Annotated in this window: 10 protein-coding genes; 2 read left to right on the forward strand and 8 right to left on the reverse strand. The window is 44.1% G+C overall.

Annotated features, from left to right (window positions below; all coding sequences use genetic code 11):
* Positions 1-9: 9 nt before the first annotated feature.
* The 6 genes from ADA55_RS11110 to ADA55_RS11135 form a co-directional block, all read right to left on the reverse strand.
* A complete protein-coding gene (locus ADA55_RS11110) occupies positions 10-642 on the reverse strand; it encodes a TetR/AcrR family transcriptional regulator (protein WP_034315867.1) in 633 nt (210 codons plus the stop codon).
* A gap of 111 nt (positions 643-753) precedes the next feature.
* Entirely contained in the window at positions 754-1,893 is a 1,140-nt protein-coding gene (locus tag ADA55_RS11115) for an acyl-CoA dehydrogenase (protein ID WP_048683536.1), read from the reverse strand.
* A gap of 26 nt (positions 1,894-1,919) precedes the next feature.
* Positions 1,920-3,056, reverse strand: a complete 1,137-nt coding sequence (locus ADA55_RS11120) for an acyl-CoA dehydrogenase (protein ID WP_048683539.1) — start codon at positions 3,054-3,056, stop codon at positions 1,920-1,922.
* Positions 3,057-3,090: 34 nt separating this feature from the next.
* Complete coding sequence (locus tag ADA55_RS11125) at positions 3,091-3,942, reverse strand: 3-hydroxybutyryl-CoA dehydrogenase (protein WP_048683542.1); 852 nt, start codon at positions 3,940-3,942, stop codon at positions 3,091-3,093.
* Between the two features lie 33 nt (positions 3,943-3,975).
* Entirely contained in the window at positions 3,976-5,166 is a 1,191-nt protein-coding gene (locus ADA55_RS11130; protein ID WP_048683544.1) for an acetyl-CoA C-acetyltransferase, read from the reverse strand.
* 197 nt (positions 5,167-5,363) lie between these two features.
* Positions 5,364-7,493: a heterodisulfide reductase-related iron-sulfur binding cluster gene (locus ADA55_RS11135; RefSeq protein WP_048683627.1), complete on the reverse strand. Its 2,130-nt coding sequence runs from the start codon at positions 7,491-7,493 to the stop codon at positions 5,364-5,366.
* Between the two features lie 292 nt (positions 7,494-7,785).
* On the opposite strand from ADA55_RS11135, the gene cls reads away from it, so the two are divergent.
* Together cls and uvsE are read left to right on the forward strand one after the other, a co-directional pair.
* Positions 7,786-8,988, forward strand: coding sequence for a cardiolipin synthase (gene cls, locus ADA55_RS11140; RefSeq protein WP_053087390.1), 1,203 nt, complete (start codon positions 7,786-7,788; stop codon positions 8,986-8,988).
* A 28-nt stretch (positions 8,989-9,016) separates the two neighbouring features.
* Positions 9,017-9,970 (forward strand): UV DNA damage repair endonuclease UvsE, encoded by a 954-nt coding sequence (gene uvsE / locus ADA55_RS11145; RefSeq protein WP_048683547.1) that lies wholly within the window; start codon positions 9,017-9,019, stop codon positions 9,968-9,970.
* Between the two features lie 47 nt (positions 9,971-10,017).
* On the opposite strand, the gene argS is transcribed toward uvsE, so the two are convergent.
* Positions 10,018-11,688, reverse strand: coding sequence for an arginine--tRNA ligase (gene argS / locus ADA55_RS11150; RefSeq protein ID WP_048683550.1), 1,671 nt, complete (start codon positions 11,686-11,688; stop codon positions 10,018-10,020).
* Between the two features lie 3 nt (positions 11,689-11,691).
* Positions 11,692-12,132: a DUF1934 domain-containing protein gene (locus ADA55_RS11155; protein ID WP_048683553.1), complete on the reverse strand. Its 441-nt coding sequence runs from the start codon at positions 12,130-12,132 to the stop codon at positions 11,692-11,694.
* Between the last annotated feature and the right edge of the window lie 198 nt (positions 12,133-12,330).

Below are 12,330 nucleotides of genomic sequence, written 5' to 3' on the forward strand. Positions count from 1 at the left end.
TTATTTATATCAGTGCACTTTGGAACCCGATACATTTTGAATCAATAATTGCGTCTGCAGTTCAACATACTCTTGAAGCGTGTACTGTTTATGCAAAGCCCATCTTCTAAAACTCCACATCTGTCCCTGTACGAAAATGTTATGTGAAACAAGGCTTATTTGTTTTTCCGTTAATGATAGCTCCCCATTCTCAACACATTTCGTTATCACTTTTTCGAACATGCCCACCATCCGAAGTTCTTTATTCAGAACATATGGTAAAGCATCTTTCGTCAGGGCCTTCACTTCCTGATACATGACAAGCACTTCGTCCTGCATATCATCCATCACTTTATAAAAATAGGCGATCGTCAGCTTCAAGCTTTCAAGTGTCCCATCACTCTGTTCTATTTCCTTCTGAAGCTTTTCCTGGACTTCATCATAGATAAAGTCACAAACGAGATATAATATATCTTCCTTGGTCCGGATATACTCGTATAATGTGCCGATGCTAAAGCCTGCAGCTTTGGCAATTTCCCTGGTAGTCGTACGATGAAATCCCTTTTCTTTAAAAAGGGTTACAGCTCCTTTAATCATTTGCGTACGCCTTTTTTCAACCAGCCGCTCATCCTTTACAGATGCAAGAACCTCTCTTTTTTCCATTTCCAAACTCCTTTTGAAAGCCCATTATTCATTAATCAAAGACATTCTGAAGAAATTGAAAAGGGAATTCCGGTAAAGGCAGAGCCTCATCGGAAAACCGCAGTTTCAACCCTATTTAGTAACCATCCGTGAGATGACCAGCTTTTGAATTTCCTGTGTCCCTTCGTAAATCTGGGTTATTTTCGCATCGCGCATATACCGCTCCACTGGATAATCTTTTGTATATCCATAGCCCCCGAAAACCTGCACGGCCTCCGTCGTCACTTTCATTGCTGTATCTCCAGCAAAGAGTTTGGACATGGCCGACTCTTTCCCATAAGGAAGGCCCACTGATTCCAACCAGGCAGCCTGATAGGTTAATAGCCTTGAAGCCTCGACACCCGTTGCCATATCCGCCAATTTAAAACCGATTCCTTGCTGTGCAGAAATTGGCTTGCCGAATTGGACGCGCTCTTTTGCATAATCAACCGCGGCATCCAATGCACCTTGGGCTATCCCTACAGCCTGGGCTGCAATTCCATTACGGCCGCCATCAAGCGTCATCATCGCGATTTTAAAGCCTTCCCCTTCTTTTCCAAGGAGATTTTCTTTAGGAACACGGCACTCATCAAAGATGATTTCCGTAGTCGGTGATGAACGGATTCCAAGCTTCTTCTCTTTTTTACCAACACTGAAGCCCGGGAAGTCCTTTTCAATGATAAAAGCACTCGTTCCTTTTTGCTTCGATTCAGGATCTGTCAAGGCAAAGACGACATATGTATCCGCAATCCCGCCGTTCGTAATGAAGATTTTGGAACCGCTGATAACATATTCATCACCCACAAGCTTTGCAGTCGTTCTCATCCCGCCAGCGTCTGAGCCTGAGCTAGGCTCAGTCAGGCCATATGCACCGATTTTTTCACCCTGTGCCATCGGGCGAAGGTATTTTTGTTTTTGTTCTTCAGTGCCAAACTTATATATTGGCCATCCTGCGAGTGAAGTATGGGCTGATAATGTCACCCCAGTAGAAGCGCAAACGCGGGAAAGTTCCTCAATCGCTATGCAATACGCTAAGTAATCACTTCCGATTCCGCCGTATTCCTCAGGCCACGGAATCCCTGTCAATCCAAGTTCAGCCATTTTATCGAAGATTTCACGGTCGAATCGTTCTTCTTCATCCCTCTCGGCAGCAGTCGGAGCCACTTCATTCTGGGCAAAGTCGCGCACCATTTTCCTGATCATTTCATGTTCTTCCGTTAGTTTAAATTGCATGACAATGCCTCCTAAATATCTCGTAATTATAGATTTTTACTGATGACCATTCTCTGTATTTCGCTTGTACCCTCATAAATTTCAGTTACCTTCGCATCCCTGAAATATCGTTCGACCGGATAATCCGTTGTATATCCATAGCCTCCGAACACCTGGACTGCTTCTATCGCCACCTCAACGGCCGTCCTCGAAGCGAATAGCTTAGCCATTGCAGCCTCTTTACCGCAATTCAACCCCTGCGAGCGTAAATATGCCGCCCGATAGACGAGTAGCCTCGAAGCTTCTATGCCCGTTGCCATTTCGGCCAGTTTGAAACCAATCCCTTGCTGTTCTGCAATGGGTTTTCCGAATTGCTCCCTGCTTTTTGCATATCGGACAGCATGTTCCATGGCACCCTCAGCAATTCCCAGCGCTTGAGCGGCAATCCCGATCCTTCCAGCATCCAAGTTGGCCATGGCGATCTTAAAGCCTTCACCTTCTTTGCCAAGGAGATTGGCTGCAGGGACTTTCATATCCTCGAATGTTACCTGCACGGTGCTCGAGCCATGAAGGCCCATTTTACGTTCGTCTTTTCCGATGATTAAACCTGGCGTCCCTTTTTCCACGACAAAAGCAGAGATTCCCTTGCTTCCCTTTTGAGGGTCGGTCGAGGCAAAAACAATGAACACATCCGCTTCCCCGCCATTGGTGATAAAAACCTTGGACCCATTTATTCGATATTGTCCGCCTTCCTTTACTGCCACTGCCTTCGATTTCAAACTCGCAGCATCAGAACCTGAGCTTTGCTCAGTCAAACAAAAGGCCCCTAAATTTTTACCAGCGGCTAACTTAGGCACATACTTTCGCTTCTGCTCTTCCGTTCCAAAATAAACGATTGGATTTGTGCCAACAGATGTATGAACGGACAGTATGACACCGAGAGTGGGACTTACTTTGGAAATCTCATTGATGGCAATGATATAAGACATGAAGTCCATACCCGCGCCACCGTATTCTTCTGAAATCGGAATTCCCATCAAACCAAGCTCACCCATTTTTTGAAGAATCGTTTTTGGAAACACGCCTGTTTCCATTGCCTCGATATGAGGAGTGATCTCTTTCTCCGCAAAAGCGCTTACCATTTTCCGCATCATTTCATGTTCTTCGGTAAACTTGAAATCCATCCTTCATCCCCCCTGGCTGCACATCTTTCCATGATTAGTTATATTCATAAAAGCCCCGTCCTGATTTCTTGCCTAACCACCCAGCCTTTACATATTTCCTTAACAGCGGACACGGTCGGTATTTATCGTCTCCCAGTCCTTGGTGAAGGGTTTCCATTATATACAAGCATGTATCCAGGCCGATGAAGTCAGCTAGCGTAAGCGGGCCCATCGGATGGTTCATGCCCAGTTTCATTACGTCATCGATCGCTTCTTTAGTAGCGACGCCCTCATAAAGTGTATAGATGGCCTCATTGATCATCGGCATCAAGATCCGATTCGCTACAAAACCTGGAAAATCATTGACTTCCACCGGTACCTTATTCAAGGATTCAGCCATCTTTTCAACCTCTTGATAAACTTCATCCGCTGTAGCAAGGCCGCGGATGACCTCAACCAGCTTCATGACTGGAACCGGGTTCATAAAGTGCATGCCAATTACCTTTTCCGGCCTTTTCGTGGCAGCGGCTATCTCGGTAATCGGTAGCGAAGAAGTATTGGATGCAAGAATGACGTGCCGGGGCGTGATTTCATCCAACTCGGCGAATATTCTTGTTTTTATTTCCATGTTTTCCACTGCCGCTTCAATCACCAAATCTACTGCAGCTGCATTTTTCAAATTCGTTGAGGAAGTAAGCCGGGAAAGGATTGCATCCTTCTCCTCGGATTCCATTTTCCCTTTTTCAACCTGCCGCGATAGGTTTTTGGCAATAGTCCCTAAACCCTTTTCTACATACTCATCTTTTAAATCGTGTAAAAGAACTTCATAACCGCTCATTGCACAGACCTGGGCAATGCCAGATCCCATCTGTCCCGCACCAATGACCATCACTTTTTGAATGCCCATGGGAATATCCCTCCTCATTTATCTATGAAACTATTATCCTTGCTTAGGCACTTCTATTAAAATGGCATCTCCCTGACCGCCGCCACTGCAGATCGCTGCGATGCCCAATCCCCCTCCGCGGCGTTTCAGTTCATGCATCAGCGTAATGATGATGCGGGCACCACTTGCCCCGATCGGGTGACCTAATGCTACAGCCCCTCCGTTTACATTCACTTTTCCCGGCTCGATGTTGGCAATTTTCCCGCTGGCCAATGCAACCGCAGCAAATGCTTCATTCACTTCAAATAAATCAATTTCCTCTATCGATTTACCTGTCTTCTTCAGAAGTTCATTTATGACCAGACCTGGCGTTTTAGGGAAGTCCTTTGCTTCCACTGCCACTTCTGCATGAGCTAAAATATAGGCAAAAGGCGTTTTCCCTTCTTTTTCAGCACGTTCCTCACTCATCAATACGAGTGCACCTGCCCCGTCATTGACACCGGGTGCATTACCAGCCGTAATGGTCCCCGCATTATTGAAAGCTGGACCTAGTTTAGCCAACTTTCCGGCAGATGTATCTTTTCTTGGGGCTTCATCATGTTCGATGGTAATTGGTTCGCCTTTTCGGACCGGCACCTGTACGGAAATGATTTCTTCTGCGAGAATTCCGCCATCGATTGCTTTTATCGCTTTTTGGTGACTCTCATAAGCCCAGTTATCTTGTTCCTCACGGGTGATTTCAAGATCCTCGGCTGTACTGTTACCGTAGGTCCCCATATGGACGCCCGTAAAACTGCAGCTAAGTCCATCCGATATCATCGTATCCTTCAGTTCCCCATCACCCATCCTTAGGCCCCACCTTGCTTTCGGTAGGATATAAGGTGCATTGCTCATCGATTCCATTCCGCCGGCAACAATGATTTCTTCTTCACCTAAGCGAATGATCTGATCAGCCAATGTGACACTGCGAAGTCCTGATGCGCATACTTTATTAATGGTTTCCGTTTTCACTTCCCAAGGCAATCCAGCATGACGGGCTGCCTGGCGGGACGGTATTTGGCCTTGGCCTGCTTGAAGCACATTCCCCATGATGACCTCGTCCACTTGGCTTCCTTCAATCCCTGCCCGAACAAGTGCCTCTTTGATTGCTATTCCACCAAGTTGTGATGCCGTCAAACTGCTAAGACCACCGCCGAATTTACCAAAAGGTGTTCTCACACCGCTAATAATCACTGTTTTCGCCATCATTATTTCCCCCTATAAGTAACATTGATTGAACGCTCGCTCAATTTGGAGTTAAAAAAATAGTGTTGTAAGCGCTTAATATTATATTATATTACACATTTTTCTCAAAAATGAAAATATTCAGCTTATAAATATTGAAAATATTGCCTGCTCCCATTTGAATCTCATTTAGAGGAAGCAGGCTATTCCATTTAAAATTAAGAGGCAATCGATTTATTTTCACCAATGACCGCTTTTTCGAGTAGTTCAGCTACATCATACGTTTTAACATTTTCCTCAACTTCTTTTGCTTTCGTCCCATCAGATAGCATGGTCAGGCAATAAGGACATCCTGAGCTGATCACTGTTGGACTGACGGCCAGCGCTTGTTCGGTACGGGCCACATTAATGCGGTTTCCAGTTTCTTCTTCCATCCACATCAAACCGCCTCCAGCCCCGCAGCACATACCCTTCTCACGGTTACGCTCCATCTCAATAAGTTTCACTCCATCAATGGATTGTAAGATTTCACGCGGCGGGCTGTAAACTTCATTGTACCTTCCCAAGTAACAGGAATCGTGGAATGTAATCGTCTCATTCACCGGATACTGCGGTACCAGCCTGCCTTCACTGACAAGTTTTGCCAACAGCTCAGTATGGTGATACACTTCCGCTTCCAAGCCAAAATCCGGATATTCATTCTTAAAGATATTGTATGCATGCGGATCGATCGTCACGATTTTCGTTATTTCATTCTTCTGGAATTCTTCTATATTTTTCATGGCAAGTTCCTGAAAAACAAACTCATTACCCAATCGACGTGGAGTATCCCCTGAGTTTTTCTCCTTATTTCCGAGAATTGCAAATGTGACGCCCGCTTCATTCAATAATTTAGCAAAGGAAAGGGCAATCTTCTGGCTTCGGTTATCGTACGACCCCATTGACCCCACCCAAAATAAATACTCGAATTCTTCGTCTGCCTTTTTTAATTCCTTCACGGTTGGGACGCTGACATCTTCCCGAAGGCTTCGCCAATCTTCTCTCTCTTTACGATTCAATCCCCACGGGTTCCCTTGACGCTCGATATTGGTCATGGCACGCTGTGCATCGGGATCAAGTCTGCCCTCAGTAAGCACTAGATAACGGCGCATATCAATGATTTTGTCGACATGTTCATTCATTACCGGGCATTGATCTTCACAGTTCCGGCATGTGGTGCAAGCCCAAAGTTCTTCTTCCGTAATGACTTCGCCAATCAGGCTCGGACTGTATGCTTCTGTTGCTGCAGCTGATTCCTGCGCCCCCTGCGCGGCACCAGCCAAAGCGATCTTATTTCCCTTCGTATTTCCAAAAACAAAAGATGGAACCCATGGCTGCTTCGTTGTAACGGCAGCGCCTGTATTTGTTAAATGGTCACGCATCTTGATTATGATATCCATCGGGGACAGCATTTTCCCGGTACCTGTAGCCGGGCACATATTCGTACAGCGACCGCACTCCACACAGGCATAGAGGTCCACCATTTGATATTGCGTCAAGTCCTCGATATATTTGGCACCGTAATATTGATTGCCTTCTTTGTCGAGAATCTCTTCTTCCAAATCAACCGGTTTCAATTTCCCCGGATTGTCCAGGCGATTAAGGAATACATTTATCGGACCGGCAATCAAATGAGCGTGCTTAGATTGCGGGATATAAACAAGGAAAGATAATATGATCAGTAAATGCAGCCACCAAGCTACATAAAAAACGACGGTTGCCGCTGTTGTCCCCATCCAGCCGAATAGAAATGCGATGCTCGATGCGACTGGCTCTGACCAGGTTGCATCGTGTCCATGCCAGATCATTCCCATACCATTCCCCAGTAATACGGTGATCATGATACCGGTAATGAAGATGACAACCAAACCTGCTTTGAAATCCCTTTTCAAGCGAACGAGCTTTTCGACATAACGGCGGTATGCCGCCCATAGGATTGCAACAAGAACGGTAAGCGTCACAATTTCCTGGAAGAAAGTAAAGGCCGGATAAACAGGGCCGAACGGTAAATGCCACCCCGGCCTTAAGCCTTTAACGAAAAAATCAAGTGCGCCAAATTGCACTAATATGAAACCATAAAATAACAAGGCATGAATGATCCCGCTCTTTTTATCTTTAAAGAGTTTCTTCTGTCCAAATACATAAATCCCTATTTTGACAAGACGGTCTTTCACACGGTTATCGAATTCCACTTTTTTGCCAAGTTTTATATAAGCAATACGAGTCTTTATCAAATAGACAAACAAACCGGCGGCGTAAGCGGTTACAAGCAGGAATGCAACTAAGTTGATCCACAGTAAACCATTCATTTCCATGCAGTCTTTCCCCCTCTTTAGTAAATTGCAAAATGCCAGGTACCATTATGGGAAATTTGGCATTTTTCTGAAATTTGATTAATTCCATTATATAATGAATGAGCATTCAGTCAACTTTTTTCTTTTAAAAACCATTTAATTTTTCTGCCCCTTAATTATATAATTCGACAAATCCATGCATTACCCTTCTGCATTCAAAAAAAATGAAGACCCTTTCCCCCTTTTTAATGGTTACTGACAGGGAATTAGAGCCAAACTAAATATAATCATTTAGGGGGGATTTTTTTTGAAGATAATCACTACGATTGCCTCTATATTTTTATTGATCTTCTCTTGGTGCTGGGTTGATCTTAGGGTAGGGCATAAGCGTTATTTGAAGCACGCAACCAACATTAAATATCCGCCTCGGAATAGCGAAATGACTGTATTCACATCAGGGAAAATCCTGTTTGAAGATTATATCAAGGAAGTCAGGCAAGCTCAGGATTCCATCCATATCCTTTTTTATATAGTAAAAAATGATAAATTCAGCAAGGACTTTTTGAAGTTACTGCAGTCAAAAGCGGAAGAGGGCGTGGAAGTGCGGCTTTTAGTCGATTGGATAGGGAGTAAAAAGATGTCCCGCCAAACCATTCAGGAGCTGACTGAAAGCGGCGTTCATTTTTCTTTCAGCTTTAAACCGAAACTCCCCTTCCTTTTCTATACCATACAAAAAAGAAATCACCGTAAGATCTCGGTGATAGATGGAAAAATCGGCTATCTTGGCGGCTTTAATATCGGTAAGGAGTATATAAACCAAGGGGAGAAGCTGAACCCATGGAGGGATTACCATTTAAAAATGACCGGGGAAGGTGTAAAGGACCTTCAGGAAGTCTTCCTCTCGGATTGGCTCTATGATACAAACGAGGATTACAGAGGAACGCCTGCCTATTTTCCGACATTGACTCCCGGGACGCAGGCCCATCAGTTTGTCGTCACGAATGGCAGTGATCTTGAACAGTCACTGACACACATGATTCGTCAAGCGACTAAAAAAATCATTATCGGGACTCCATACTTCATTCCCAGTGAAACTTTATTTCAGGAATTAAGGGATGCCCTTGCACGCAATGTTTCCGTTACGGTCATCGTACCTGAAATTTCAGACCACGCCCTTGTAAAGGAAGCTTCTTTTCCCTATTTTCGGGTACTATTAAAAGACGGGGCGGAAATCATGCAATTTCAAAGAGGGTTCTACCATTCTAAAGTGATATTGATCGATGATATAATGTGTGATATCGGTACGGCTAATTTTGATAAACGCAGTTGTTTTTTAAATAGTGAAATGAACTGCATCGTATTTGACCGGACATTTATAAAAGATGTAGAAAAGGAATTGGCAGTGGACCTGGCCGAATCCAAGCCGCTGAACGGGGACGCTCTTTCCAGTATGAATGTAGTCCGTTCAGCAAAAGAATCGCTGGCTTCCATCCTTTCTCCTTTTCTTTGACAACCCTTTGCTCAAGGAGAAAAATATAATGAAAATAAGATTTGGGTTCGTATCCAATGCCACCTGTTTATGGGAGGCTTCTCCGGCTAAGACACTTACTTTCAAGCGATATAGCACACTTGGCGCAGAAAAAGGAATGGAAAAGCTCCTGGATGTGACAAGGCAGAACATTGAAAATACCTTAAGGGTCCTTCAATATAACACGGCACACCAAATAGAAGTATACCGGATGTCCAGTTCCATTGTTCCTTTAGCCACACATCCCGAAATAGAATGGGATTTCGTTACTCCTTTTAAGAAAGAGTGGAAACAGCTTGGCGATTGGGCCACTGCACACAAGATGAGGCTCAGCTTTCATCCCAATCAGTTTACGCTGTTCACCAGCCCTAAGCCCGAGATCACACAAAATGCAGTGAAAGATATGGAGTTCCATTATAAAATGCTTGATGCAATGGGCATTGCGGACACCTCTTTCATCAATATCCATGTCGGTGGGGCCTATGGTGATAAAGAGTCCGCCCTTGTAAGGGTTCATGACAACCTTAAATCGCTGCCTATGCACATCAAGGAAAGAATGACTTTGGAGAATGATGATAAAACCTATACAGCATCTGAAACCCTCGGCGTATGTAAAAGGGAGGGCATCCCGCTTGTATTCGATTATCACCATCATCTCGCAAACCTTTCGGATGAGTCGCTTAACGAGCTGCTCACCGAGGTGTTCACCACTTGGAATCAAGCAGGGGCGGTACCAAAGGTCCATATTTCATCCCCAAAATCGGCAGGTGAATTTCGCTCGCATGCAGATTATATCGATTTGGACTTCATCATGCCCCTTTTTAAAGTGCTTAAGGATCTTGGACAGGACGCGGATTTCATGATCGAGGCCAAGATGAAGGATCGGGCAATGTTACAGCTGATTGAAGATATGGCTAAAATTCGAGGTGTAAAAAGGGTGAGCGGCGGAGCCATTGAGTGCTAAATAACCTAAAAAAACGGCTGTTTCGCTCGAAACAGCCGCTTTTTCCATTACATTTTTTCCGGTGCCGAAACCCCGATGATGGCCAATGCATTCTTTAACGTAATTTGGACGGATTTGACCAGTCCAAGACGCGCCTTACTTCTTTCCATTTCTTCCACATCCAGAACCTTATCTGCATTGTAGAAACTGTGGAATGTAGAGGCCAGGTCGAATATATAGTTCGTCATACGGTGAGGCATCCGTTTTTCGGCTGCTTCCGCTATTGCCTGCGGGAATTCTCCTAATTTCTTCAAAAGCTCCACTTCTTTTTCAGTAGATAGGGCAGAGAAATCATTGACTCCTTCATAGCTGATCCCTTGTTCCACACCTTGGCGTAAAATGCTGGAAATACGGGCGTGGGCATACTGTGCATAATAAACCGGGTTTTCATTGGACTGTGATACTGCAAGATCCAAATCGAAATCCATATGAGTATCCGCACTTCTCATTGCAAAGAAATAACGTGTTGCATCCAGACCCACTTCATCAATCAGGTCACGCATCGTAACTGCTTTACCGGTACGTTTACTCATCTTCATTTTCTCGCCATCCTTGTACAGGTGAACAAGCTGGATGATTTCCACTTCAAGCTGCTCGCGGTTGTACCCTAATGCTTCGATCGCCGCTTTCATGCGCGGTATATACCCGTGGTGGTCTGCACCCCAGATATTGATCAGCGTTTCAAAGCCGCGCTCCAATTTATTACGGTGATAGGCAATATCCGGTGTCAAATATGTGTAAGACCCATCCTGCTTAATAAGCACCCGGTCTTTATCATCGCCTAATTCCGTAGAGCGGAACCATGTAGCCCCATCTTCCTCGTAAACATGGCCCCTTTCCCTCAACACTTTAAGTGCTTCATCAATTTTACCGTCTTGATAAAGGGATGTTTCGGAGTACCATACATCAAATCCGACACGGAAATTACCCAAGTCCGTTTTCAGTTTTTCCATTTCATATTTCAAGCCGTACTCACGGAAAAATTCAAAACGTTCCTTCTCATCGACATTTACATATTTATCCCCATACTCACTTGCAAGTGTCTTACCGATGCCAATGATATCTTCGCCATGATAACCGCCCTCAGGCATATCCTTTTCGAGGCCAAGTGCCTGGAAATAACGGGCTTCTATGGAAATGGCCAAATTATTGATTTGATTTCCGGCATCATTGATATAGTATTCACGTGAAACATCGTAACCGGCTTTAGAGAGGATATTACATAACGTATCACCTACTGCTGCACCACGGGCATGACCAAGATGGAGATCACCGGTCGGGTTTGCGGAAACGAACTCCACTTGGATTTTTTCGCCTTTACCAAAGTCACTTTCCCCATATGCTTCATCCACTTTCAAAATGACAGGAACCAATTCTGTCAAATAAGCATTATTCATGTAGAAGTTGATGAAACCCGGTCCTGCTATTTCAATTTTTTCGATGGATGCTTTTGAGTTGTCAAAGTTTTCGATGATTGCCTCTGCTATCACCTTTGGCGCTTTCTTTGCAATCTTCGTTAATTGCATGGCCATATTCGTGGAATAATCTCCGTGTGTCTTATCTCTTGGCAGTTCCAATACAACATTTGGAATTTGCTCTTCCGTTGCTAAACCAGCTTTAATGACTGCCGCTTTAATCTCTTCTTTCAGTTTTTCCTGTACCTCTTTTACTATATTCATGCGTTATGCTTCCTCCTTGTAGGAAATCGTCATCTCATATTGACCAGGTTCGCTTCCCTGCATATGTAACGTATATTTAAGGACAAGTTTCCCTTGCTTGGCCTGCTCATCCCATTGATGATGGATCTTCTTCGCGGTCGTCCGTAATCCTAACCTGCCATATATACTTTCGTAATGCCCATTTGTCGCTTCCTGCAGGCGGAAAAGCTGCCTCATTTTAATGGCACCATTTCTAAGCAGGATCGTTTCATCCGGTTTGTGTTTGATGGTCGTTTGTGTTTGACCGGTTTCATTTTCCTCTTTATATTGCAAATATAAATCTGCACCTTTATACATTTTTGTACCAAATGTGACCAGCTCATACGTTTCCGTTTCTGAACCGTGCTTGATTTTTGTCTGTAAAGTCACTTTAATAGCATGCTTATCTATATCATGAAGAGTCAAAGCTACACTTCCTTCATCATGTCGTTCTTAACTTTATAAGTATAAATATTCTTCAAGGAAGTTTCAACTTGGAGCGGAAAATAATGTGTTAATCCAAAAGTGTGAGGATAAACTGTCGAAATCATGTTGTTGCAATCCATTTGATATTAACGCAATAATGACTCATTGGGCGGAATTATTCAAAAAGAGCCATTAATT

The organism is Bacillus sp. 220_BSPC, from assembly GCF_001054655.1.
Classification (GTDB): Bacteria; Bacillota; Bacilli; order Bacillales; family DSM-1321; genus Peribacillus; species Peribacillus frigoritolerans.